The organism is Ruegeria sp. D3 (genome assembly GCF_056534465.1).
On record NZ_JBQFPK010000001.1, the window covers coordinates 333,218 to 356,688 of the forward strand.

The 23,471-nt window shown below is 58.4% G+C and carries 23 protein-coding genes; 11 read left to right on the forward strand and 12 right to left on the reverse strand.

The genetic code is table 11. The features are described 5' to 3' along the window. Positions 1–31: 31 nt before the first annotated feature. A complete protein-coding gene (locus ACR0DX_RS01635; protein WP_170354580.1) occupies positions 32–361 on the reverse strand; it encodes a sarcosine oxidase subunit delta in 330 nt (109 codons plus the stop codon). A gap of 76 nt (positions 362–437) precedes the next feature. Further along, the gene (locus ACR0DX_RS01640; protein WP_170354581.1) at positions 438–1,682 is read right to left on the reverse strand and encodes a sarcosine oxidase subunit beta family protein; all 1,245 of its coding nucleotides are present in this window, start codon (positions 1,680–1,682) and stop codon (positions 438–440) included. A gap of 196 nt (positions 1,683–1,878) precedes the next feature. Here ACR0DX_RS01640 and ccmI point away from each other — a divergent pair, with 196 nt between their 5' ends. Genes ccmI through ACR0DX_RS01655 form a run of 3 tightly spaced genes read left to right on the forward strand, consistent with a single transcriptional unit; the run spans position 1,879 to position 3,810 of the window. Then, a complete protein-coding gene (gene ccmI / locus ACR0DX_RS01645) occupies positions 1,879–3,099 on the forward strand; it encodes a c-type cytochrome biogenesis protein CcmI (protein WP_480844974.1) in 1,221 nt (406 codons plus the stop codon). After that, positions 3,096–3,560 (forward strand): Holliday junction resolvase RuvX, encoded by a 465-nt coding sequence (gene ruvX / locus ACR0DX_RS01650; RefSeq protein WP_170354583.1) that lies wholly within the window; start codon positions 3,096–3,098, stop codon positions 3,558–3,560. The genes ccmI and ruvX overlap by 4 nt, the downstream gene beginning before the upstream one ends. Before the next feature lie 16 nt (positions 3,561–3,576). Then, positions 3,577–3,810 (forward strand): DUF1289 domain-containing protein, encoded by a 234-nt coding sequence (locus ACR0DX_RS01655; RefSeq protein WP_170354584.1) that lies wholly within the window; start codon positions 3,577–3,579, stop codon positions 3,808–3,810. A gap of 242 nt (positions 3,811–4,052) precedes the next feature. On the opposite strand, the gene ACR0DX_RS01660 is transcribed toward ACR0DX_RS01655, so the two are convergent. From ACR0DX_RS01660 to ACR0DX_RS01680, 5 genes are all read right to left on the reverse strand, one after another. Further along, positions 4,053–4,781, reverse strand: a complete 729-nt coding sequence (locus ACR0DX_RS01660; RefSeq protein WP_170354585.1) for a SpoIIAA family protein — start codon at positions 4,779–4,781, stop codon at positions 4,053–4,055. 35 nt (positions 4,782–4,816) lie between these two features. Continuing rightward, a complete protein-coding gene (locus ACR0DX_RS01665; protein WP_480844977.1) occupies positions 4,817–5,599 on the reverse strand; it encodes a hypothetical protein in 783 nt (260 codons plus the stop codon). Beyond that, the gene (locus tag ACR0DX_RS01670; RefSeq protein ID WP_170354587.1) at positions 5,596–6,420 is read right to left on the reverse strand and encodes a sulfite exporter TauE/SafE family protein; all 825 of its coding nucleotides are present in this window, start codon (positions 6,418–6,420) and stop codon (positions 5,596–5,598) included. Before ACR0DX_RS01670 ends, ACR0DX_RS01665 begins: the two co-directional genes overlap by 4 nt. Positions 6,421–6,451: 31 nt before the next feature. After that, positions 6,452–7,483: a tRNA dihydrouridine(20/20a) synthase DusA gene (gene dusA, locus ACR0DX_RS01675; protein ID WP_170354588.1), complete on the reverse strand. Its 1,032-nt coding sequence runs from the start codon at positions 7,481–7,483 to the stop codon at positions 6,452–6,454. Positions 7,484–7,588: 105 nt separating this feature from the next. Then, on the reverse strand, positions 7,589–8,191 hold the full coding sequence (locus tag ACR0DX_RS01680) for a TetR/AcrR family transcriptional regulator (RefSeq protein WP_170354589.1): 603 nt from the start codon (positions 8,189–8,191) through the stop codon (positions 7,589–7,591). A gap of 142 nt (positions 8,192–8,333) precedes the next feature. Here ACR0DX_RS01680 and ACR0DX_RS01685 point away from each other — a divergent pair, with 142 nt between their 5' ends. The 6 genes from ACR0DX_RS01685 to ACR0DX_RS01710 all read left to right on the forward strand — a co-directional run bounded on the left by ACR0DX_RS01685 (position 8,334) and on the right by ACR0DX_RS01710 (position 15,828). Continuing rightward, complete coding sequence (locus ACR0DX_RS01685; protein WP_170354590.1) at positions 8,334–8,798, forward strand: (2Fe-2S)-binding protein; 465 nt, start codon at positions 8,334–8,336, stop codon at positions 8,796–8,798. Between the two features lie 3 nt (positions 8,799–8,801). Continuing rightward, complete coding sequence (locus tag ACR0DX_RS01690) at positions 8,802–10,988, forward strand: xanthine dehydrogenase family protein molybdopterin-binding subunit (RefSeq protein WP_170354591.1); 2,187 nt, start codon at positions 8,802–8,804, stop codon at positions 10,986–10,988. A 111-nt stretch (positions 10,989–11,099) separates the two neighbouring features. Continuing rightward, complete coding sequence (locus tag ACR0DX_RS01695) at positions 11,100–12,419, forward strand: glutamine synthetase family protein (protein WP_170527138.1); 1,320 nt, start codon at positions 11,100–11,102, stop codon at positions 12,417–12,419. Between the two features lie 59 nt (positions 12,420–12,478). After that, positions 12,479–13,159 carry a type 1 glutamine amidotransferase gene (locus ACR0DX_RS01700; protein WP_170354592.1) on the forward strand — a complete coding sequence of 227 codons (681 nt, stop codon included), beginning with the start codon at positions 12,479–12,481 and terminating at the stop codon, positions 13,157–13,159. Next, positions 13,159–14,517, forward strand: coding sequence for a glutamine synthetase family protein (locus ACR0DX_RS01705; protein WP_170354593.1), 1,359 nt, complete (start codon positions 13,159–13,161; stop codon positions 14,515–14,517). The genes ACR0DX_RS01700 and ACR0DX_RS01705 overlap by 1 nt, the downstream gene beginning before the upstream one ends. A 6-nt stretch (positions 14,518–14,523) precedes the next feature. Beyond that, positions 14,524–15,828 (forward strand): NAD(P)/FAD-dependent oxidoreductase, encoded by a 1,305-nt coding sequence (locus tag ACR0DX_RS01710; protein WP_170354594.1) that lies wholly within the window; start codon positions 14,524–14,526, stop codon positions 15,826–15,828. Positions 15,829–15,862: 34 nt separating this feature from the next. Here ACR0DX_RS01710 and ACR0DX_RS01715 read toward each other — a convergent pair whose 3' ends face one another. Beyond that, positions 15,863–16,810 (reverse strand): formylglycine-generating enzyme family protein, encoded by a 948-nt coding sequence (locus ACR0DX_RS01715; protein WP_170354595.1) that lies wholly within the window; start codon positions 16,808–16,810, stop codon positions 15,863–15,865. A 215-nt stretch (positions 16,811–17,025) separates the two neighbouring features. Here ACR0DX_RS01715 and ACR0DX_RS01720 point away from each other — a divergent pair, with 215 nt between their 5' ends. Further along, positions 17,026–18,240 carry an aminotransferase class I/II-fold pyridoxal phosphate-dependent enzyme gene (locus tag ACR0DX_RS01720; protein WP_170354596.1) on the forward strand — a complete coding sequence of 405 codons (1,215 nt, stop codon included), beginning with the start codon at positions 17,026–17,028 and terminating at the stop codon, positions 18,238–18,240. Positions 18,241–18,243: 3 nt separating this feature from the next. Here ACR0DX_RS01720 and ACR0DX_RS01725 read toward each other — a convergent pair whose 3' ends face one another. From ACR0DX_RS01725 to ACR0DX_RS01740, 4 genes are all read right to left on the reverse strand, one after another. Then, positions 18,244–19,002, reverse strand: coding sequence for a trypsin-like serine protease (locus tag ACR0DX_RS01725; protein WP_170354597.1), 759 nt, complete (start codon positions 19,000–19,002; stop codon positions 18,244–18,246). Between the two features lie 11 nt (positions 19,003–19,013). Next, positions 19,014–19,568: a polyhydroxyalkanoate synthesis repressor PhaR gene (gene phaR, locus ACR0DX_RS01730; protein WP_170354598.1), complete on the reverse strand. Its 555-nt coding sequence runs from the start codon at positions 19,566–19,568 to the stop codon at positions 19,014–19,016. Positions 19,569–19,701: 133 nt separating this feature from the next. Continuing rightward, a complete protein-coding gene (locus tag ACR0DX_RS01735; protein WP_170354599.1) occupies positions 19,702–20,148 on the reverse strand; it encodes a phasin family protein in 447 nt (148 codons plus the stop codon). 132 nt (positions 20,149–20,280) lie between these two features. Next, positions 20,281–22,083 carry a PHA/PHB synthase family protein gene (locus ACR0DX_RS01740; protein WP_170354600.1) on the reverse strand — a complete coding sequence of 601 codons (1,803 nt, stop codon included), beginning with the start codon at positions 22,081–22,083 and terminating at the stop codon, positions 20,281–20,283. Positions 22,084–22,197: 114 nt separating this feature from the next. On the opposite strand from ACR0DX_RS01740, the gene phaZ reads away from it, so the two are divergent. Beyond that, positions 22,198–23,469 (forward strand): polyhydroxyalkanoate depolymerase, encoded by a 1,272-nt coding sequence (phaZ, locus tag ACR0DX_RS01745; protein WP_170354601.1) that lies wholly within the window; start codon positions 22,198–22,200, stop codon positions 23,467–23,469. Positions 23,470–23,471 lie beyond the last annotated feature (2 nt).

Below are 23,471 nucleotides of genomic sequence, written 5' to 3' on the forward strand. Positions count from 1 at the left end.
TCGCAGGCGGAATTACGGGTGGCTGGGCGGATCATTCGTACTCTCTCCAGGTCCAGCCAGGACGTTTGGCGGTGATGGCGTCCTTGATCTCTTGCGGCGGTTCATACACCTGTGCCGAATAAGTGCCGAACACCTCCAGCGTGTTTGTGCAGCGGGCGGCGTGGAACCACTTGCCGCAGCCATTTGCATGGCGCCAGCGTTCAAAGTGAACGCCTTTAGGGTTTTCACGCATGAACAGGTAGTCGTGGAATTCGCTATCCGACGAACCGGGTCCGAAACGTTTCAGATGCGCTTCGCCACCAGCGGCCAGTTCAGTTTCTTCGGCGTCGACGCCGCAATAGGGGCAATTCAGGATCAGCATGTGTTCATCCTTTTGTCGGTCGGTCGACACATGGGCCGACCTGTATTCTGTGTTGTGACCACTTCGAGCAATACCCTTAGTGAGCCACCCCGGCGGCGACGCTTTCGTCGATGAAGCGGCCCTCTTTGAAGCGATCCATCGTAAAGGCTTCGGTCAGCGGCGAATGGCCCGTGGCCATCAGCTGCGCCATACCCCAGCCAGAACCCGGAATGGCTTTGAAGCCCCCGGTACCCCAACCCGCGTTGATAAAGCATCCACCCAAAGGCGTTTTCGAAAGGATAGGCGAGCGGTCGCCGGTCATGTCCACGATCCCGCCCCACTGGCGCAGCATCTTCAGGCGCGAGATCATCGGGAAGGTCTCGACCAATGCGCGCACGGTTTCCTCAATATGGTGGAAACTGCCACGCTGGGTGAAGTTGTTATAGGCGTCGGTACCGCCACCGATGACCATCTCGCCCTTGTCGGATTGCGACATATAGCCATGCACGGTGTTGGCCATTACGACCACGTCCATGCAGGGTTTGATAGGCTCGGACACCAGCGCCTGCAGCGCTACGGCCTCAAGCGGCAGACGGAAGCCCGCCATCTCAGCCAGTTGACCGGAATGGCCCGCGACCACGATGCCTAGTTTTTCACAGTCAATCGCACCTTTGGTGGTGTCGACGCCGACAACGCGGCCATTGTCCTGACGTACGCCAGTGACTTCGCATTGCTGGATGATATCCATCCCCATAGCCGAACACGCACGGGCATAACCCCAGGCCACCGCATCGTGACGCGCGGTGCCACCGCGTTCCTGCCAAAGACCGCCCAATACCGGATAGCGCGGCCCGTCCAGATTGATGATCGGCACCAGCTCTTTGACGCGCTCGGGCGTGATCCATTCGGTCTTCACGCCTTGCAGCGCGTTGGCATGGGCCGTGCGCTGATAGCCACGGATCTCGTGCTGGGTTTGCGCCAACATGATCACCCCACGCGGACTGAACATCACGTTATAGTTCAGGTCCTGGCTCAGATCTTCGTACAGGCTGCGCGCCTTTTCATACAATGCCGCCGACGGATCCTGCAAATAGTTCGACCGGATGATGGTCGTGTTCCGGCCGGTATTGCCCCCGCCCAGCCAACCCTTTTCGATCACCGCGACATTCTGGATACCGTAGTTCTTTCCAAGGTAATACGCCGTGGCCAGTCCATGGCCGCCAGCACCGACGATGATCACGTCATATTTCTTCTTTGGCTCGGGCGAGCGCCAAGCGCGCTCCCATCCTGTGTGATAGCGCAGCGCTTCGCGCGCCACAGCAAAGGCTGAATAGTGTTTCATAAGCGAATCCATCCGGTTCGGTGATTGTGCGCAGATATGCCGTGTAACGACAGTATACCCCTGCCATCCAACGCCGTAATAGCGCACTATTGCGACATAGCCCTCAATATTGCGACATGAAGTCGTCTCGCGGCCATTTGCCCCTTTTTTCCGACTGCTCGCGGGTCTAAGTCAAGGCAGCCATTTAGGAGCTAACATGACTTTCTGGGCCCTCTTGATCCTGACCGCACTGCTGATCGCAGTGTTCCTTGGATATTCCATGCTGCAGGGACGCAAAGACCGCGAACCCGCAGCCGCTTTTGACCTTCGCGTTTATCGCGAGCAGTTGGCTGGTGTGGACCGTGATCTTGCACGTGGTGTGATCAGTGAGGCCGATGCGGAACGGGTGCGGACCGAAATCTCGCGCCGGATTCTGTCTGCCGACGCGCAGATGCAAGCGCAGGGGACACAGGATGGCCCTCCAGTCTGGGCCAATACGGTGGCTATTGTCGTGGTTGCCGCTGTCCTGATCGGCGGCGGTTTTTGGATGTACCGCCAGATGGGCGCCGCCGGATTGCCGGACCAGCCCTTGTCGCTACGTAAGGAGTTGGCCGAAACAATGCGGGCCGAACGCCCCAGCCAGGCCGAAGCCGAAGCCGAAGTTCTACCTGACTTGCCCCAGCAGCTGGACGAAGGATACGCCAACCTGTTGCAACAGCTGCGAAATACGGTTGCCGAACGTCCCGACGATTTGCAAGGGCACGTACTGCTTGCCAAACACGAGGCGAATGCTGGCAATTTTGCAGCCGCATACAAAGCGCAGCAGCGGGTGATTGAACTCTCGGGTGGAGCGGTCCCTGCAGATGCTTACGCACATCTGGCCGAAATGATGATCCTGGCCGCTGACGGATATATATCACCCGAAGCCGAAGACGCACTTCGGCAGTCTTTGCAACGCGATCCCCGAAACGGCCCCGCGCAATATTATCTTGGACGGATGATGACACAGGTTGGCCGTCCCGACATCGGATATCGCATCTGGGTCGAGGCGCTGCGCACATCGCCCGCAGACTCGCCCTGGGCACAGGCCATGCGCGCCCAGTTGGAGGAGTTGGCGTTCCGCGCCGGTGTCTTCAACCCACCAAACATCCCGGCCCCGTCCGGACCGTCTCAGGAAGACGTGGAAGCCGCCGCAAACCTGACACCGGAAGAACGCCAACAGATGATCATGGGCATGGTCAACCAGCTTTCGGATCGACTGGCGACCGAGGGCGGACCGCCCGAGGACTGGGCGCGGCTGATCAGTGCGCTGGGCGTGTTGGGTGAAGGTCAGCGCGCGATCGACATCATGCAAGAGGCAAACGCGGTCTTTGCCGGGGATGCCGAAGCGCTGGAGATCATTGACGCCGCCGCATTGCAGGCCGGGATCGCGCAATGATCCATGACGCGTTCGAGGATTTCGCCGCTTCGCTCACACCGATGACCGCATTGATGGGATTGGATCTGGGCGAAAAAACCATCGGTGTGGCCGTCTCGGACCGGATGCGCGGTGTGGCCAGCCCTTTGGAAACCGTTCGGCGCAAAAAGTTCACTCTGGACTCTGCGCGCCTGCTGGAATTGATCGCCGAGCGCGAGATCGGAGGGGTCATTCTTGGCCTGCCGAAAAACATGGACGGATCAGAAGGTCCGAGGTGCCAATCCACGCGCGCGTTTGCCCGCAACATGATGCGTTTGACCGAAATTCCCATCGGGTTCTGGGACGAGCGTCTCAGCACGGTTGCGGCAGAAAAGGCACTGCTCGAGGCGGATACGACACGAAAACGTCGCGGACAGGTTATCGACCACGTTGCAGCAGGCTATATTCTGCAAGGAGCGCTGGACAGATTGCGCTTTCTCTAAGGATCGGATGACACCAATGACAAACATGGTCTGGAAACGGAACGAGGTCGAAAGCCCCTGCGTCCAGATTTGTGTCGTTCACCCGACCGAGCGGATCTGCACTGGTTGCTATCGGACCATCGACGAGATCACACGTTGGTCCAAGATGGACAGTTCCGAACGCGCCGAGATCATGGAAGCCCTGCCCGCACGAAAGCCGCAGCTTGCGAAACGGCGTGGTGGTCGTTCAGCCCGCCTGAACAAATCCTGAGCCACAGGCTGAGCCTGCGCCGTTGCAGGTTGGTCTGAACTCCGAGGGGGTCAAGTTCGAAGACAAGTGGTGAGTGAGTGGCAACCCACAACGGCGCGCTTCAGCATTGGTGTTTCCAGACGTGGTAAGACCGGAAAACCCTTGAACCCTATTTCTTTTTTGACTGACTGATCAAGAAATAATCAGAGGCGAGCGCACTTACCTCACGTCAACCCAAGGGCGAGCCAACTTGATGGCGACTGTTATCCTGCAGCCAGCCAAGTTTTCGCGTGTTCAATATCTTCCGACGGGAAAAATTGGGTTCGGGTGCCCAGCACATGACCGGCCACGCGTTGCGCCATATGCTGCCAAGCCTTGTCGCCAACAATCGCCGCACGGTCCAGCAACCCGATATGACCGCGTGCTAGTCGGAAATGCGCAGCCAGAGCAGACAATCCCTGCCATCCGTCAAACTCCCGCAGGTCGATCAGCAGGCGAAAACCGGTTTTCCCTGCAAGCATCTGGTCCAGATGCGCCTCGGCCTTTTGATACTCTTCGGGGTCAACCTTACCCAACAGGCTGATCTGAACGCATGGCCCACCAAGATCGGTCACATGGATCGACCCGAGGGATTCGCGGATCCAACGACGCGCTGTTTCGACCTCGGACAGTTCAAAAACCTGGACCGGACATGGCAAAATCGGAGCCGCCAATCTCACACTGGTCTGAACCCAACTCTGATCGGCCACCACGGCAATCCGGTCGAACCCGCGCCAATGGCTTAGGCCCAACTTGGTGTCCGCCCAAGCAGCACCCAGGTCGTACCCTTTGAATTCGGGCTGAACGATTGCCATCAATCGAACGGTTTCATGTTCGATCAGCGCGGCCTCGATGGCGGGAATTAAAGTATCGCTGTAATCCGCGCTGGTGACTTCGCCGGACAGCTCGACCTCGATCTGTGCTCCGTCGGCGAGTGTGTGGACCGTAATCATGACCCCATACCTCCTAACCAATACATGGCTGTAGGTTACGGGGATTCGATCCACTCGGCCACACCGCCTTGGAATTCCGGGCGGAAATAGGCGATCATCCGACCATCTGGCCCAGCCGAAGCACTGTCCGACCAAGGGGCCACCCCATGCAGGCAGTGACGATGCAAAAGATACGTCTCACCAGGACTGGCGGGCAATTCCAGGCGAGTGCAGGTCTCGAACACCTCGCGTCGGGCAGACTGATAGATGTCTGTAACATCCACCTCGTGCAACGTATCACGCGGTCTACTATGCAGAGCCTTTTCGAAAGCTGCCCGCAAGACCTTGTGGCTGCCTTCCCATAAAACCATCGGCGAAGCATCAGCGCTCACTTCGGTCAGCGGAAGGCCAAGTATCCAGGCGTGCGGTTCGTCCACTCTGCGGCGACGGTCAGGACCCATAAGGCGCAACCCATCCACATGCGCTGCATCACGGTTGCGTCGGTAACGCCCGGCTGCCTCGCTTTCGCCGCGGCGTGGCTTGGGGTAGCCGGGATACATCACAGATACCTGCCCCTTGTGCAGCGGCAGAGTTCCATAATGCTCGGTCACGAATTCCAGCGCCTGGCCCTGCAGCGGCCCTGATCGCCCCACCCTGCCCTCTGCATCATTGTCCAGCGCATCAACACCGATGAACCATGTGCCTTCGCAGTCCATCCATTCGGCATGGGCCGGATCAACGACTGCAGCCCGAGCAGCTGGCAGAGCGTGTGCTACCCATTCAGCGACGGCGGGGTCAAAGGGGAACTTTACCCAGCCTTTATGCCAAAACGTCGTCAAAGGCCCATCGCTTTGCGCAGCATGTTAAGGGCCACCAGCGTCAGGAAAACGGCAAAAACACGTTTGAGCGGTTTGGGGTCCATCGCGTGGGCCAGCTTAACCCCCCAAGGGGCGGTGATCATTGTCATCGCCACAACAATCGCAAATGCCACCAAATTCACCGCGCCAATGGTCATTGGCGGGCGGTGTTCAGGTGCGATATTCAAAAACAGAAACCCGATGACGGACGGAACCGCGATGATCACCCCAAAGCCAGCTGCCGTCGCAACGGCCCGGTGAATGGGCGTGTTGAACAGGCTCATCAAGGGCACACCAAAGCTGCCGCCTCCGATCCCCATCAATACCGACAGAAACCCTACACCCGGTGACAAAGCGGCCCGGCGGAGCCCCTTGGGCATCGCGTCCCCAAGCCGCCATTCAGATTTTCCGAAACCCAGATAAGCACCAATCACCATCCCCAGAATGCCGAACAGCGCCTGCAGTGCCTCGGTGCGTAGGGCCGAAGCCACGGTAACTCCGATCACTGCCCCGATTGCTATACCCGGCCCCCAGCCGCGCAAAATTTCCCAGTCTACGGCCCCTTTTTTGTTGTGGGCCATCACGGACCGGACCGAGGTCACGATGATGGTCGCCAGAGACGTCGCCAGACACAATTGCATCAATTGCGGGCCGCCGTAGCCAAGGGTTTGAAACGCATAGAAAAATGCAGGCACCAATACGATGCCGCCGCCAACCCCTAGCAAGCCCGCCAGAACTCCGGCCAATGCGCCGATCACCAGCAATAGGCCCAGCATCTGGGCCAGCAAAAACGTTTCGGGCATTCCCCCCCCATATCGGCCGGTTGGCCGCTTTTTAACTCACTTCGACCTGCGCGTCGGGCGCGACCCGGTCCAGCGCCTGCAGCAGAACCTTTGGGCCTGCCCCCTCGTGAACGGCACCTTCGGACAAGACACGCCGCCATGCACGCGCCCCTGGCCGCCCTGCAAACAGCCCAAGCATATGACGGGTGATCTGATGCAAACGCCCGCCGCTGGCAAGGTGTTGTTCGATGTAAGGCACCATCTCATGAACCACCTCGAACGGGTCCGCAGGTTGCCCAGCCTCAAAGATCAAAGGATCTGCCCCTGCCAGGATGTCTGCAGGCTGGTGATAGGCAGCGCGTCCGATCATAACCCCATCAAGGCCGGCATCCAAATGCGTGCGCGCCTCCTGCAAAGAGTTTATTCCACCGTTGATCGAGATATGCATGTCGGGAAACAACGCCTTCATGCGGTGCACCAAGTGATAGTCCAGCGGAGGGATATCGCGGTTTTCCTTTGGACTCAGCCCTTGAAGCCACGCTTTACGTGCGTGGATTGTAACCCTCTGGCAACCCGCAGTGTGGATCGCATCCAGAAACGCTGGCAGCACGAGGTCAGGATCCTGATCATCTACTCCGATCCGGCACTTCACGGTGACCTCGACGCCTACAGCCTCGCGCATCGCCGCAACACATTCGGCTACACGCGCGGGATCTTTCATCAGCACCGCACCAAACGTGCCAGATTGCACCCGGTCGGACGGGCAGCCGCAATTCAGGTTGATCTCATCATAACCTACCTCGGACCCCAACCGCGCGGCTTGCGCCAGCTCTTGCGGGTCCGAGCCGCCCAGTTGCAACGCCACAGGGTGTTCCTGCGGGCTGTAGTCCAGCAGATGCATCGCCCCACCCCGAACCAACGCCGGGGCCGTTACCATTTCCGTATAGAGCAAAGTCTGACCGCTCAGCAGTCGATGCAGATACCGGCAATGACGGTCCGTCCAATCCATCATCGGCGCAACCGAGAGCCGCGCCGCCCGCCGAGTTTTGGCGTGGTTTGAATGTGCGATCTGAACCTCTGGCATTTTCCTGGCTTTTACCTCGAAACACATCTTACGAGGGGGGCGTCTAGCACTGTTTAGACCATAAACGCCACAGGCAAAGCCATCCAAGCGGACAGCAAAGGCGGGTCAAATGCCATAACGGCTAAGTATCATCTCAACACTGCTGTCAATCGTGGCCGTCATTTCGGCCTCACTCAGGACGCTGCCAGTGAAGACCATCGGCCAGAATGCCTTGGCCTTGATCAACCCGATGAACTCCTGCCCGGCACTTTGAGGATCGTCTATCCGCAACTGCCCGTCTTCTGCCGCGTCCTTCAACATCGACACAAATATCGCAGTCTTATCCAGTTTGCCCTGCGCCGCTGCCGCCAGATCGGGGTTGCGCAAAGTTTCGCTGATAACCATTCGGGACATCGCCATCACCTCGGGCAACATCAGGATGCGCCCTTCGGCCCATGCCAGTTCGATCAGTTGCTCCCGGATATCACGGTCTTTTTCATAGCGGATATCCAGCACACCGGCAAAGCGGTTTGATAGCTCGACCACAATAGAGCGAAACAGGTTTTCCTTGCTTTCGAAATACTTATACAGCGTCCGCTTGGACACTTCGGCGCGGGCGGAAACACGGTCCATGCTGGCGGCGGCGAACCCCTTTTCCTGGAACTCGGCCACCGCAGCCTCGATGATCTGAGCGTGTTTGGCCGCATTCGGCGCGCTGCATTCGTTCATGTCTGAAAGCTATAGTCCCATTGACATGACAAGGTCAAACACTAGGTAAACCCACGGGTTTACACGATTGAAAACGTCACTTATGGTAAACCCGCAAGTTTACCGATTCAGGTAGCCAGCCCAACATGGAGTATCCCCCCTCATGTCACTGACCTTGAAACTGAACGGCCAGACCCACACGGTCGACGCCGAACCCGGCACCCCCCTGCTTTGGGTGATCCGGGATGAGCTTAAGCTGACCGGAACCAAATTCGGCTGCGGCGTTGCGTCCTGCGGGGCCTGCACCGTGCATCTGAACGGCGAGCCCGTGCGTTCGTGCCAAACCTACATCGAAGACGTCGAAGATGCCGAGATCACCACGATCGAGGCCGTGGGCGACGACAAAATCGGCGCCGCAGTCCAGCAAGCCTGGGTCGAACTGGACGTGGTTCAGTGCGGCTATTGCCAGTCGGGTCAAGTTATGTCGGTTGTCGGGCTGTTGTCCGAAAACCCCAAGCCCTCGGCCGAGGAAATCGACGAGTACATGTATGGCAACGCCTGTCGCTGTGCCACCTATCAACGCATCCGCGCCGGCGTCCAGCGCGCATCCGAGATTCTGGAGGCCTGATCTATGACCATCAACACCTCTCGCCGTGGATTTCTGAAAGGTGCCGCTGCTGCCGGTGCCGTGCTGCTGGTCGGTGCCCGCCCCGATGGCGCGCTGGCGGCGGCTTCGTCCGAGACCGCTCAATTCAACCCATTCGTGAAAATCGACGCGGATGGCACCGTGACGGCCATCGTAAAGCATTTTGAAAAGGGTCAGGGCCCGGCCACCGGCCTGCCGACGCTGATCGCCGAGGAAATCGGCCTGACCATGGATCAGATCGAATATGAATTCGCGCCGTCGGACCCGAATGTCTATAACAACCTGCTGTTCGGCCCGTTCCAGGGCACAGGCGGATCGACCGCGATGGCGAACTCGTGGCTGCAATACCGTCAGGCCGGTGCCGCGGCGCGCGAAATGCTGATCAACGCCGCCGCCCAAAGCTGGGGCGCGGATGCGTCGGGCATTACCATCGAGGAAGGCATCGTTAAAGCTGGCAACAAATCCGCTCCGATTGCGGAGTTCGTGGCAGCCGCTGCGCAGCTAGAAGCGCCGGCCGAGCCGCGCCTCAAAGACCCGTCCGAATTCCGCCTGATCGGCAATGAAGCCGTACGCCGCAAGGACTCGGCCATCAAGGGCAACGGTCAAGCGATGTATGCGATGGATGTGCATCTGCCGAACCAGATGGTCGCGATGATCAAGCGCCCGGAATCCAAAGGTGGTATCGCACTTGGCTTTGACGACAGCGCTTCGAAAGAGGTCAAAGGCTATATCAGTGCCGCTGTTCTGCCCAATCAGGCAGGTGTTGCGGTCTATGCCGAAAACACCTGGGCCGCGATCCAGGCCCGCGACGCGCTTGAGGTCGATTGGGACATGTCGGGCGCGGAGACCCGCGATTCAGATCAGATTAGGTCCGAGATCATGGCCGCGCTGGATGCAGAGCCCACCTACAACGTGAACAAGGCGGATGTTGCAGCGGTTTCAGCAGCCATCGATGGCGCGGATAAGGTGGTTGAAAAGACCTTCTACTTCCCACTGCTGGCTCACGCACCGATGGAGCCGTTGAACTGCACCATCGAACAGACCGCCGAGGGTGACATCGTCCTGCATGACGGCGCACAGATGCCAACCGGTCCGCATATGGCCTATCAGCAAATCTTCCAGCTGCCACCCGAGAAGATCCACATCAAGACCATGCTGGCTGGTGGTTCCTTTGGTCGCCGCGCCACGCCCGATGCGGATTATCAGGTCGAAGCGGCGCTGGCCTTTGTGGTCACCGATCGCTCACGCCCGGTGAAACTGGTCTGGACGCGCGAGGATGACATTCGCAGCGGTTACTATCGCCCTGCCTTTGGCCATAAAGTCCGCGTGGGTCTGGATGCGGATGGCAATATCGTGGGCTGGCAACATCAGATCGCCGGGCAATCGGTGATAAAAGGCACCGCGTTCGAGGCCGTTCTGGTCCATGACGGCGTCGATCACAGCTCGGTCGAAGGTGTGGCTGACAGCCCCTATGCCATCCCCGGCATGGCCGTTGGCCTGACCGACACGCCCAAGGCGACCACGGTTTTGTGGTGGCGCTCGGTGGGTCATACCCATACGGCCTATGCGATGGAAACCATGATGGACTTGGTGGCCGAAGCTGCAGGTCGTGACCCGATTGAATTCCGTCTGGCCCACCTCTCCGACAGCGCCAACCCCGATCAGCAGCGGAAGGCTGCTGTACTGAAACTGGCCGCTGAAAAAGCGGGCTGGGGCAATGCGCCTGCTGGCCGTTCGCAAGGAATCGCGGTGCATAAATCCTTTGGGTCTTACGCGGCTGAAGTCGTTGAAATCTCGGGCGATCCGGAAGATGGCATCAAGATCGAAAAGGTCACCTGTGCCGTGGATTGCGGCATCGCGGTGAACCCCGATGTGGTCAAGGCGCAGATGGAAGGCGGCATAGGCTATGGCATCGGCCATGTGATGCGCGACCAGATCACCCTGACCAGCGGCGCGGTCGATCAGTCCAACTTCCCGGATTACGAGCCGCTGCGGATCAGTGATATCGCCGCCATCGACGTGCATATCGTGCCGTCCGCAGAAGCGCCGACTGGCGTGGGCGAACCCGGAACGCCCCCGTCCGCACCGGCGCTGGCAAATGCGATCCACGCGATGTCGGGCATTCTGGTGGCCGAGCATCCAATGGCCGAAAACGGTGTCAGCTTCGCCTGACCCCCTGCCCCGCGCCGCCTGAACCCGGCGCGGGGTTAATTTGATCAAATTTCGTGACAAGGCGCGTCGTGTCGACTAAACCTCGGGGGAACCACAATGATGGAGCCCCCGATGGACCTGAGCGCCTTGCACAGTTTTCGCGTTGCAGCCTGTGACCTGAACGGTCAGTTGCGGGGCAAACGCGTGCCGCCCTCGTATTCCGACAAGCTGGACAAAGGCTCCGTGCGGATGCCGTTCTCGGCGCTGAATGTTGACCTGTGGGGCGCGGATATTGACGGCAGTCCGCTGGTGTTTGAATCCGGTGATGCCGATGGTGTGCTGCTACCCACCGATCGCGGTGCGGTCCCTATGCCTTGGCTTGAGGTGGACACCGCACTGGTGCCGATGTGTCTGTACGACGACCACGGCACCCCCTTCGCCGGAGACCCCCGCCACGCGCTGAGCGCTGTACTGAACCGCTATGCCCAGCGCGGTTGGTCCGTGATCGCAGCGACCGAGCTGGAATTCACACTGCTGGATTCATCCGGCACGCAGCCTCGCCCCCCGATAAACCCCTTAACCGGGCGCAGGTTGGTGGATGAGGCCGTGCTGTCCATGGCCGAGATGGACGCGTTCGATGCCTTTTTCACCGAGCTTTACGATGGCTGCGCCGCAATGGGTATTCCCGCCCAGACCGCCATTTCCGAAAGCGGCATTGGTCAGTTCGAGATCAACCTGAACCATCAGGAAGCCATGCGCTGCGCCGATGATACATGGCTTTTCAAGGTGTTGACGCGCGGCCTTGCCCGCAAACACGGGTTCACCGCGACGTTCATGTCCAAACCTTATGCCGATGACGCAGGCAACGGAATGCATGTGCATTTCTCGGTTGTGGACGATCAGGGCCGCAATGTGTTTGACAATGGAGGCCCCGAGGGGACGGACACGCTGCGCTACGCCATTGCAGGCTGTCTGGCGGCGATGCCCGGCAGCACACTGATCTTTGCGCCGCATGGCAATTCCTATACCCGGCTGGTTCCCGGCGCCCACGCGCCCACCGGCGCTAGCTGGGCTTATGAGAACCGCACTGCTGCCCTTCGCATTCCCGGTGGTGCCCCTGCTGCCCGCCGGATTGAACATCGTGTGGCCGGAGGCGACATCAACCCTTACCTCATGCTGGCCGCCGTTCTGGGTGCTGCGATGAACGGGATCGAGGATGCAACCGACCCGCCCGCCCCAATCACCGGCAACGCCTATGATATCGACGGCCTGCCCCAACTGGCGGGCGATTGGGAGGCCGCGATAACTGCCTTCGAATCCGACCCCCACGTGGCGCGTATCTTCCCCGCTGATATGATCCGCTTTCTGGCGATGACCAAACGGCAGGAAATCCGACGCTTCGCCGAGCGCCCCCCAGAAGAGCACTGGCTAAGCTACGTCGAGGCCGTCTGACCCCCCTTGCCCGGCCCCTTTTGGTTCGCTAGAATGAATTTGATCAAATTTGGTGACCTATGAAAATCGGCATCCTTGTAACCGGCCACCCTCCGGATGAGCTGCGTTCAGACTTCGGCACATATGACGGCATGTTCCGTACCTTGCTGGGCGGCAACGGCTTTACGTTTCAGACCTACCACGTGGTGGACGGCCAGTTCCCTGACGGCACAGACTCCGCCGACGGCTGGGTCATCACCGGCTCGCGCCATGGGGCGTATGAGGATCACGCGTGGATCCCCCCGCTGGAAAATCTGATCCGCGCGATCCGCGACAAAGGCCAGCCGCTTATTGGCGTCTGCTTTGGCCACCAGATCATAGCACAGGCGCTGGGCGGAAAGGTTGAAAAGTTCACCGGAGGCTGGGCCGTTGGGCGCACCGACTATGACCTTGATGGCCAGACAGTTACGCTGAATGCGTGGCATCAGGATCAGGTAGTCGCCCTACCCGACAGCGCGCGCGTCACCGGTACCAACGATTTCTGTCGCAACGCCATGGTGGCTTATGGCGACACGATCTGGACCGTACAGGCCCACCCCGAATATGGTGACAGCTTTATCCAGGGCCTGATCGAGACACGCGGCAAGGGCGTGGTCCCCGATGAATTGATGCAAGCGGCCACTGACCGCCTGCCCGCCAATGACGACAACCCCAAAATCGGGCAATTCATGGCGGAGTTTTTGAAGAAAGAGAGGGCCTGATGGCCAACTGGACAGACCAACTGCCGCAGGCAGCCCGCAGCTATTTCGACGGCCACCGACTGGACGAGGTTGAGTGCATCATCTCGGACCTGCCCGGCATCGCGCGCGGCAAGGCGGTACCTGCCTCGAAATTTGCCAAGCAATCCTACTTCCACCTGCCCGACAGCATCTTTTACCAGACCATCACGGGCGACTGGGGCGAGGCCGCGGGTGAGGATGGATTCATCGAACGGGACATGATCCTGAAGCCCGACTTCACGACCGCATCCGCCGCGCCGTGGACGGGCGACTGGACTTTGCAAGTGATCCACGACGCTTATGACCGTGATGACAACCCGATCCCGTTCAGCCCGCGGAACGTGCTGAAACGCGTGGTCCAGATGTATCACGACAAAGGCTGGAAACCCGTCGTCGCGCCCGAGATGGAGTTCTTTCTGGTCGCCCCCAATGTGGACCCTGCGCAAAGCATCAAGCCGATGATGGGCCGCTCGGGTCGTCCGGCGGCGGCGCGGCAGGCCTACTCGATGACGGCCGTGGACGAGTTTGGTCCGGTGATCGATGACATCTATGATTTCGCAGAACATCAGGGTTTCGAGATTGACGGCATCACGCAGGAAGGCGGCGCAGGCCAGTTGGAAATCAACCTGCGCCACGGCAACCCGGTCAAGCTGGCCGATGAGGTGTTCTATTTCAAACGCCTGATCCGCGAGGCCGCGCTGCGCCACAATTGTTTTGCCACCTTTATGGCGAAACCGATCGTGGATGAGCCGGGCTCGGCCATGCATATCCACCATTCGATCATCGACATGGAAACCGGGCAGAACATTTTCTCGGGACCGCAAGGGGGCGAAACGGACGCATTCTATCACTTCATCGCCGGGTTGCAGAACCACCTGCCCTCGGGGCTGGCGGTGATGGCGCCCTATGTGAACTCGTATCGCCGCTACGTGAAAGATCACGCCGCCCCGATCAATCTGGAATGGGCACGCGACAACCGCACCACCGGCATCCGCGTGCCTCTGTCGGGGCCCGAGGCGCGCCGGGTCGAAAACCGCATCGCCGGGATGGACTGCAACCCCTATCTGGGCATCGCCCTGTCTCTGGCCTGCGGCTATCTGGGCCTGGTCCAACAGGAACGCCCGCGCCGTCAGTTCTATGGCGACGCTTACGAAGGCGAAGGCGATATCCCTCAGGTCATGGGCAATGCTCTGGACCTGTTCGATGAAGCGACCGCCTTGCATGAGGTTCTGGGCCCCGAATTTGCCCGCGTCTACGGCATCGTCAAACGCGCCGAGTATGAAGAGTTCCTGCAGGTCATCTCTCCGTGGGAGCGTGAGCATCTGCTGCTGAACGTCTGATCCGCGATGAACCTGCTTTATTCCAACGACCGCAAGGCTGAATACCCGGCCAGCTGGTACGCGGCTACGGCCAATTCGATTGACCGCTTTCCTGTTCTTGCAGGCGATGAAAAAGCCGACGTCTGCGTGGTGGGCGGCGGTTATACCGGCCTGTCCGCCGCGCTGCATCTGGCCGAGGCCGGGTTCAGCGTTGTGCTGCTTGAGGCGCATCGTGTGGGCTTTGGCGCATCAGGCCGCAATGGCGGGCAATTGGGCAGCGCCCAACGGATGGATCAGGAAGATCTTGAGCGGCTGGTTGGCGACGACGACGCCGCCAAGCTGTGGGATCTGGCCGAGGACGCGAAGGCGCTGGTCAAATCGCTGATCGCCAAGCACCAGATCGACTGCGACCTGAAACCGGGCGTTGCCGTTCTGGGCCTGTCGGCTGGCGAACAGCAGGAATTGCACGACCACGCGGCGCACCTGTCCGACCGCTATGGCTATAACCAGATGGAGCTGCTGGACGAAGGCGCGAGCCACGGTCTTTGCCCCTCACCCGCCTATCGCGGGGGGTATCTGGACATGGGTGCCGCGCATCTGCATCCGCTGAACTACGCGCTTGGACTGGCGCAGGCGGCGGCCAAGGCAGGCGTGCGGATTTATGAGGGCACCGAGGTGACGGGGATCGAGGAAACCTCGCCCGCCATCATCCACACCGCGCAGGGCAAGGTCACGGCCGATCATGTCATTCTGGCCTGCAACGGATATCTGGGTGGCCTGAACAGTAAGGTCGCCGCGCGGGTCATGCCGATCAACAATTTCATTGCTGCCACGGAACCGCTAGGCACCGATGCCGCCCGTGTTTTGACCCGAGACGTGGCGGTGGCCGATACGAAATTCGTGGTGAACTATTTCCGCCTTAGCGCTGACAACCGGCTGCTATTTGGCGGCGGCGAAAGCTATGGCTATCGCTTCCCGGCAGACATTGCCGCCAAGGTCCGCAAACCAATGGTCGAGATTTTCCCGCATCTGCGCGACGTCAAAATCGACTACGCCTGGGGCGGCACGCTGGCGATTACCATGCGGAGGATGCCGTATTTGACGCGGGTTGCACCCAACATACTGTCAGCCTCGGGCTATTCCGGGCACGGGGTCGGCACTGCCACCCACGCAGGGCAGTTGATGGCGCTGGCCATTCAGGGACAGGCCGAAGGGTTCGACACCATGGCCCGCGTCCCTGCCCTGCCCTTCCCCGGAGGCCCCGCCCTGCGCAGCCCTCTGCTGGTGCTGGCGATGACGTGGTTTGCGTTGCGGGATCGGTTGGGATTGTGATCGAGCCCCCAGTTAACTGAGGTCTTGCAGACTATCAAAAATCGCGTAGCACTCGAAACCCAGCGGTCATTAGCCTTGCATCCTCATCTGCTCGTCCGCGCGAAGCGACCCGTGAGAAGTCCATTGCGGTCCAATACGCGCCACCTCTCCCGACGCGGTCTGTACACCCAGACGACATAGCGTGCAGCAGATATTCACTCGCAGTCGCCAGTCCTATGTGAGTTAGAGACCAGCACGACATTGTACGCTCGACGACATTTCCTGACATATGTCGCAATCCCCACGCATTTGCTGCGTCGAGATCATCAACCCGAACCGGATGACCACGCCGTGCCAGTTCCGGACGCTTGACACCCAACATCTCTTCGGTGGGTTTGCCGTGGAAATTGACTTGATCGGTGTTTACTTCCTCACCCTGAGCAAATGGGGTCTGCGTTCCGGCGCGTGCTGCATACTCCCACTCTGCTTCGGTTGGCAAACGGTACACATCGGCGCCAATCTTGTCGTTGAGCCATTTTGTATAAGCCACGCCGTCGGAATAAGAGACATCAACAACCGGGTAGTTGCCCCGAACATCTACGCAGAGAGCATCGCGCTGTAATATACAATCGCGCGGAACATGCCCTCCACAGCCACCGTCATTGACGCACGCCATCCACTGTTCATGCGTCACTTCATTTCGGCCAATAGCAATTGGCATATCAATCTTAACAGGATGAACAGGGCCCTCGTGGTACGCGATATAGGGATCCTCAGGAGTGGCCCACCGCATAGGATTCGCGCCCAAGTGAATATTCAAACGAGATTCACCCGGCGGCCCGCCCATCAGGAACTCGCCCATGGGCAACACGATCATCTCGGGGCAGACGTCGCATTCCTGAAACATCTCAAGCGGTGCGACCTCGGTTCCGTCGGACAGGACGTATTGCGCCTGAGCTGGCAGAGCGAGAATGGACAGTGAAAAAGCAAGTCTAGCAAGCATGGTGGCAAAAATCCGGACCGTGAAATGCAATGTTTAGATTGTCCTATTGCCACCCGGATTCCCCAACGGACGCAAGGCGCAATCCGGAGTCGGAACGAAGTTATCCTCTGGATTGCGACAGTTAGGTGAAATTTTGCTGCATGGACACGTAGGGGCTTGGATTGACGCTCTTTTAGCTTTATCTTTTCCAAAGATAGAATTTGGGAAAATCAAATATGACGCTTCCTCCTAACGTTCATGACGCCGAACCCATCCCTGCCGCCGCACGTGAGGCCATCGACGCCCTGATGCAATCGGGCGACCTGTTCCGTTATACCGCGCCGCAAGACGCGCCGGTCGCGCTTCTGGAAAGCGAATTCGCGGCCCTTTTGGGCGCGAAATACGCGCTAGCCGTATCGTCCTGCTCGGCCGCTTTGTTCCTGTCGCTCAAGGCGTTGGGCCTGCCGCGGGATGCGCGGGTGCTGATCCCCGGATTTACCTTTGCGGCCGTGCCGTCCTCGGTCGTTCATACGGATTGCATTCCGGTTTTGTGCGAAGTGGGCGAGAATTATCGCATCAACATGGCCGATTTCGAGGCCAAGCTGGACAGTGTTCAGGCCGTCATCATCAGCCATATGCGCGGCCATACATCGGACATGGATGTGATCATGGCACTGTGCAACGCGCGTGGCATTCCGGTTGTCGAGGATGCGGCGCATTCGCTGGGCACCACATGGCACGGCAAGAATATCGGCACGATTGGCAAAGTCGGCTGTTTCTCGTTCCAGTCCTACAAGATGATCAACGCGGGCGAAGGTGGCATTCTGATCACCGATGACGCCGATCTGGTGGCGCAAGCCGTGATCATGTCGGGCGCGTATGAGCATAACTGGAAGAAACACAAAACCCCGCACGGCGACAACTCGCCCGAGTTGGAGCAGGCCTTTGCCCGCTGGCAGAACAAGCTTCCGCTGTATAACCTGCGGATGAGCAACCTCAGCGCCGCCGTGATCCGGCCCCAGATCCCCGAACTGGCGCGCCGCGTCAAGGATGGCTTGGCCAATCATGACTATGTGGCCGAGCGTCTGAATGGCTCTGATTTCATCGACGTCCCTGCCCCCCTGTCGCCCGAGCGCCGCGCACCGGATTCGATCCAGTTCAATCTGGTGGGCCTCAGCGATGACGAGATTCGCGCCTTTGCCGAAGCCTCCGAGGCGCGTGGGGTCAAGGTTCAGGTCTTTGGTCAAAGCGAAGATAACGCTCGCGCCTTCTGGAACTGGCAGTTCCTGCCGGAACAGTTTGAACTGCCGCAGACTCGTGACATGCTGATGAAGGCATGTGACGTGCGCCTGCCCGTGCGCCTGACACGTGAGGAACTGGACGTGATCGCCGACATCCTACTGGCTTCGGTTGGTGAAGTAACCGGGCCAGTTCCGGTCTATGGCACCTAACTGCTAGTTGCCTTGAGGACCAACAAGGTCCGACGAGACAAACAGCGCCGTGACCCCTTGCGCGGTCGCGGCCACACGCGACAGAACAGCCGCCACCTTTGGCCCCTGAGGGCCATCCACCAAAAGCGGCGCACCCGAATCCCCCATCATCACGGGGCAAATAGCCACTAAAATTCCTTGCTCTGCGCGGGTTGGCGGGCATGACGGGGTGCGGCTCAGGACATGCGGCCGCACACCGGGATAGCCCACCAGATAGGATGAGGGCGCAGCGGTTTTCGCTAAAGGCACCGGTGTGATCTGTTGTCCAAGAGGCTCGGTCAGTTCCAGCAGCGCCCAGTCCAGATCCGCGCGCCGGTTGAATGTTGTTGGTCCCTGCCCGGGCGGCAGCCGATAGCTCGAAACGTTCGAGACCGCGACCGCTTCTCCTCGCTGATAACCAGCTGCGAACCGTATGCTGGCGGGTGGGATCCAACGGTTGCGTGCCGTGTTGAAAAGGCAATGCGCCGCAGTCAGAACCAAACGCTCTGCCACCAGAGTGCCAGTGCAATGTGATCGTTGGTCCCGACCTGCAAAATTGACCCGCCCGACTGCGCGCCAGGGCACTTGCGTCGCGTCCTGGATCTGTCGTTCACGCACAACATCGCAACCGAGTGAGGCCGCGCTGCCCAACCTGCAAACCTCGGACCAATCATCCGAATAAACACCTTGCGACAGCGCAGGGCTTGACCACGCCAAAGCGACACCCAAAACAAGCCAGAGCATTACCGGTCGCGTCAATTCAGCTTGGATAGCTTTTGCTGCAGCTCAGCCAGTTGTTTCTTGATTTCGTCCAGATCCTCTTTGGGTTCTGTCGCAGGCTGGTCTTCTTTGTCCGGGCCGGACCAGTTGCCCGAAAGTCCACCGGTCATCGCCTTCAAAAACGCCTGTTGCTGCGCCTGCATAGCTTCGAACCCCGGCATCTGCGACATCGGGTTCATGGCGCTCATGTTTTCCATCATCTTCGACTGGCTTTCGCGCAGCATCTCGAACGAGCTTTGCAGGAACTGAGGCATCATACCCCCGCCCGGCAGCATGTAGCTGCGGACCAGATCGTTTAGCACGTTCACCGGCAGAACGTTTTCGCCCCGGCTTTCGTGTTCCGCAATGATTTGCAACAGATATTGGCGTGTCAGGTCATCCCCTGTCTTCAGGTCGATAATCTGCACTTCGCGTCCATCGCGGATGAACACGGCGATATCCTCTAGCGTGACATAGTCGCTGGTCTCGGTGTTATACAGCCGACGGCTGGCATAGCGTTTGATCAACAACGGTTTTTCTTGTTCTGACACCGTTTACCCTCCCCAAGGATGATGCGTTGCAGCAGAGATTATGCGACTGCAGAACAAAAAGAAAGGGCAGGTCTTTCGACCTGCCCGACGCGATTGCACCAGATGGGAGGATGGGTGCGCCTCGCGGCCTTACTTACTTGGCAGCTGTTGCTTTCTTGGCAGCAGCAGTCACCTCGTTGGTGGCTTTCTTGACAGCAGCAGTTGCGTCTTCTGCAGCGTCTTTACCGGCAGCCATCAGCAGCTCGACAGTTTCGCTCTGGACTTTTTTCGCGATTTCAGCGAAAGCAGCCATGTTTTCAGCGGCAACTTCAGCCGACGCGCTTGCGAAGTCGGTTGCGGCTTTTGCGTAGTCAGCAGGCTCTGCTTTTGCTTTCGACATCTCGGTCAGTTTGGCCAGAGTGTCTTTGGTCCATTTGTTCGAGATTTCTGCCGATTTCTCTGCAGCTTCCAGAGCAACGCCCGACAGTTTTTCGTTCAGGGTTGCGGTCGACTTGAACGCACCTTCCAGTGCGGTGGTGTCAACGGGAAACGCGCCCATGATGTCTTTCAGAGCAGCGGTGAAGTCTTGTGTCTTAGCCATTGTCCAAATCCTTTTTGCCGAACCGGGCCTGCCCCGGTTTTCATCAGCTTGAGGACAATATGATTGCTGCATCGCAGCATTACAAGAATTTTCTTGCTGCGATGCAGAAAAAACTTCGGGTTCCCTGATAAATCAATCGGTTGCCTTGACCAAAACATAACTTCCGGGTGCCGGACACAAAGACGGATGGTCCGAATCGCCCGGTTCACGCGCTGGGATTTGCTTGCCAGAACGCTTTTTCAACCAAGCTTCCCAAAGAGGCCACCACGATCCCTCATGGAAATCTGCCTCTTTCATCCAATCATCGGCATCCGCCTTTAGATCGGGATTGGTATAGTGTCCGTATTTCTTCTTGCTGGGCGGATTGACAATCCCCGCGATATGGCCGGATTGCGAGACAACAAACGTTTTTGACCGCGAGCCCATCTGCTGCACGCCACGGTAGCAGGCTTTCCATGCCGCGATGTGATCCGTTTCGCATGTTATGGCCATCAATGGCACATCCACATCGCGGATATGCAGCTTATGCCCCAATAGCTCGAACCCATCATTGACGAAATCATTGCTTTGGCAAAGACCCCGAAGGTATTCGATTGCCATTCGACCGGGCAGGTTTGCTCCATCCCCGTTCCAGAACAACAGATCAAAGGCCGGGGGGGTTTCGCCCATCATATAACTACGGATTGCAGGACCATAGATCAGGTCATTGGACCGAAGGAAAGACATCGTCCGCCCAACCACCCAGGCTTTGAGAACACCGTCTTTGCCGACCTGATCCTCGATCCCGTCGACAAAGTCATTCTGGAGGAACGGGGTAAACTCGCCCTGATCTCCGAAGTCGGTCAAGGTGGTGAAGAATGTGGCCGACTTGATCGACTTGTCCCCGCGCTGTTTGAGCAGCGACAAGGTCAGGCTAAGCGTCGTTCCCGCAATACAATAGCCTACAGCGTTGACCTGCTTGACCTTGCAGATCTGTTTCACCTGCTCAATCGCGGTCAGATAGCCTTGCTCGATATAGTCGCCCATCCCGATATCCGCGTGGGAGGCATTCGCGTTCGCCCAACTGACAACGAATAGCGTATAGCCTTGTTCAGTCACCCACTTGATCAGGCTGTTCTGCGCCTTGAGGTCCAGAATGTAGAACTTGTTGATCCAAGGCGGAAAGAGAATAATCGGTGTTTCGAAAACGGTCTCGGTCGCGGGTTTGTACTGGATCAGCTCCATCAAATCATTGCGGTAGACCACCTCACCCGGTGTAGTGGCAATATTGCCTCCAATCTCGAACGCGCTGTCATCGGCCAGACGTACGACCATCTCGCCATTGTTGGCTTCGAGATCTGAGACGAGATTCTCCAGACCTTTAATCAAGGATTGACCTTCGGTCTCAACCGCCTTTTCCAAGGCATCGGGATTTGTGGCCAGAAAATTCGTAGGGGACATCATATCGATGATCTGCTGCGAGAAAAACTGAAGCCGTTGCTTGTCTTTTTCGGGCATATCGTCAACTGATGCGACCGCCTGAGCGATCGCTTGGGCGTTTGTCTGGTATTGCTGACGTACAAAGCGGAAATAGGGGTTTGTGTCCCACATCGGATTGGAAAACCGCTTGTCCTTCGGGCCGGGTTCCGCAGCATCGGGGTTTCCGGACGCAAGAGCCTGCTGCGCTTCGGCAAAGTTCAGAACTGACTTTCCCCAAAACTCGATCTGATGCTCCAACAGCTTGGCAGGATTTTGCCATGCCTCGGTCATATAGGCCGTTGCTGCTTTTGCAAAAAGATCTTGATTCGGGCCATCTAACGCGGGGGAATGCGCAGTTTTTCCAGCCATGACTTCAACCAGCCGCTTCGACAAAGCTTCGACTTTGTTCATATTTTCTTTAAGCCGTTCAAGGTGTTCCTCGGTCAGCTCTGGCGATCGGTCTTCGGTTGTTGTCATTTTAACAATTCCCCCCTACTATTTTCTGCTATGCAGAATAACGTCGCGGAAACTATAAGGCAAAGCGACGAAAAGTCCTTACGTACAGGCTGACACTCATAGGGAGCCCAATCCATGCGCTACATGATGACCTACGATCTGATGGAAACCATGCGCAATACCAACCAATGGATGGGCGCGACAGCAAGTGCGATGGCTTCGTACCCGCTGTTTGCAATGGTACCCAATCCCGCGTTCAGCATGATGGCTGCCTGGGGCGAAGTGACCGAACGGACATTTCAGCGAATGATTGTTAAACCCGACTGGGGCATTCGCACCTTCACCTGCGAAGATGGTAAAGACCATTTGGTAGACATCGTGCCTGTGTTGGAGCGTCCTTTCGGTGACCTGATCCACATCCGCGTCAACGGACGAATAGAACAACCTCGCAAGGTTCTGTTGGTTGCGCCCATGTCCGGGCACTACGCCACCCTGTTGCGGTCCACAGTCAAAAGCTTGCTGGTAAATTGCGAAGTGTATGTCACCGATTGGCATAATGCGCGCGACATCCCTGTGTCTGAGGGCAAGTTCGATGTAGAGGACTATACGCTATATCTTGTTGATTTCATGAAGGAGCTCGGCCCTGAAACGCATGTAGTTGCCGTCTGCCAACCTGCTCCTTTGACCTTGGCCGCGACAGCCTATTTGGCCGAAGTCGAGCCAAAGGCACAACCCTGCACCCTGACGCTGATCGGAGGACCAGTGGACCCGGATGCAACGCCAACTGACGTCACCGATTTTGGCCGCCGCGTGACCATGGGGCAGTTGGAAGAAACTATGATTCAACGCGTGGGCTTCAAGTACAAAGGCGTCGGGCGTATGGTCTATCCCGGCCTGCTGCAGCTTGCCTCATTCATGTCGATGAATGGGGATCGCCACTCCAAGGCGTTCTCGGACCAAATTCAGCGCGTCATGCGCGGTGAGGCGTCGGACCATGACGCACATAACCGCTTTTACGATGAGTACCTTGCAGTGATGGACATGACGGCCGAGTTCTACCTGTCCACCGTGGAGCGCATCTTTAAGAACCGTGAAATTGCAAAGAACGAATTCATTGTAGCGGGACACAAAGTAGATATCGGCAAGATCACTGACGTAGCAGTTAAAACGGTTGAAGGCGCGAATGACGATATCTCTGCGCCTGGCCAGTGTATCGCAGCGCTTGAACTTTGCACCGGCCTGCCCGCTTCGAAAAAAGCCAGCCACGTCGAGCCCGGCGCTGGCCACTACGGCATCTTCGCAGGGCGAAGCTGGCGCGACAATATTCGTCCGTTGGTTATCGATTTCATGAACGCCAACACGCGCAAGCCTCAACGTCGCCCGGCAAATAAAAACAAGGTCGCCTGACC

Coding starts and splice junctions, on each gene's coding strand:
- ACR0DX_RS01635 (WP_170354580.1), bottom strand. CDS start 361: ATGCTGATCCTGAATTGCCCCTATTGCGGCGTCGACGCCGAAGAAACT.
- ACR0DX_RS01640 (WP_170354581.1), bottom strand. CDS start 1,682: ATGAAACACTATTCAGCCTTTGCTGTGGCGCGCGAAGCGCTGCGCTAT.
- ccmI (WP_480844974.1), top strand. CDS start 1,879: ATGACTTTCTGGGCCCTCTTGATCCTGACCGCACTGCTGATCGCAGTG.
- ruvX (WP_170354583.1), top strand. CDS start 3,096: ATGATCCATGACGCGTTCGAGGATTTCGCCGCTTCGCTCACACCGATG.
- ACR0DX_RS01655 (WP_170354584.1), top strand. CDS start 3,577: ATGACAAACATGGTCTGGAAACGGAACGAGGTCGAAAGCCCCTGCGTC.
- ACR0DX_RS01660 (WP_170354585.1), bottom strand. CDS start 4,781: ATGATTACGGTCCACACACTCGCCGACGGAGCACAGATCGAGGTCGAG.
- ACR0DX_RS01670 (WP_170354587.1), bottom strand. CDS start 6,420: ATGCCCGAAACGTTTTTGCTGGCCCAGATGCTGGGCCTATTGCTGGTG.
- dusA (WP_170354588.1), bottom strand. CDS start 7,483: ATGCCAGAGGTTCAGATCGCACATTCAAACCACGCCAAAACTCGGCGG.
- ACR0DX_RS01680 (WP_170354589.1), bottom strand. CDS start 8,191: ATGAACGAATGCAGCGCGCCGAATGCGGCCAAACACGCTCAGATCATC.
- ACR0DX_RS01685 (WP_170354590.1), top strand. CDS start 8,334: ATGTCACTGACCTTGAAACTGAACGGCCAGACCCACACGGTCGACGCC.
- ACR0DX_RS01690 (WP_170354591.1), top strand. CDS start 8,802: ATGACCATCAACACCTCTCGCCGTGGATTTCTGAAAGGTGCCGCTGCT.
- ACR0DX_RS01695 (WP_170527138.1), top strand. CDS start 11,100: ATGGACCTGAGCGCCTTGCACAGTTTTCGCGTTGCAGCCTGTGACCTG.
- ACR0DX_RS01700 (WP_170354592.1), top strand. CDS start 12,479: ATGAAAATCGGCATCCTTGTAACCGGCCACCCTCCGGATGAGCTGCGT.
- ACR0DX_RS01705 (WP_170354593.1), top strand. CDS start 13,159: ATGGCCAACTGGACAGACCAACTGCCGCAGGCAGCCCGCAGCTATTTC.
- ACR0DX_RS01710 (WP_170354594.1), top strand. CDS start 14,524: ATGAACCTGCTTTATTCCAACGACCGCAAGGCTGAATACCCGGCCAGC.
- ACR0DX_RS01715 (WP_170354595.1), bottom strand. CDS start 16,810: ATGCTTGCTAGACTTGCTTTTTCACTGTCCATTCTCGCTCTGCCAGCT.
- ACR0DX_RS01720 (WP_170354596.1), top strand. CDS start 17,026: ATGACGCTTCCTCCTAACGTTCATGACGCCGAACCCATCCCTGCCGCC.
- ACR0DX_RS01725 (WP_170354597.1), bottom strand. CDS start 19,002: ATGCTCTGGCTTGTTTTGGGTGTCGCTTTGGCGTGGTCAAGCCCTGCG.
- ACR0DX_RS01735 (WP_170354599.1), bottom strand. CDS start 20,148: ATGGCTAAGACACAAGACTTCACCGCTGCTCTGAAAGACATCATGGGC.
- ACR0DX_RS01740 (WP_170354600.1), bottom strand. CDS start 22,083: ATGACAACAACCGAAGACCGATCGCCAGAGCTGACCGAGGAACACCTT.
- phaZ (WP_170354601.1), top strand. CDS start 22,198: ATGCGCTACATGATGACCTACGATCTGATGGAAACCATGCGCAATACC.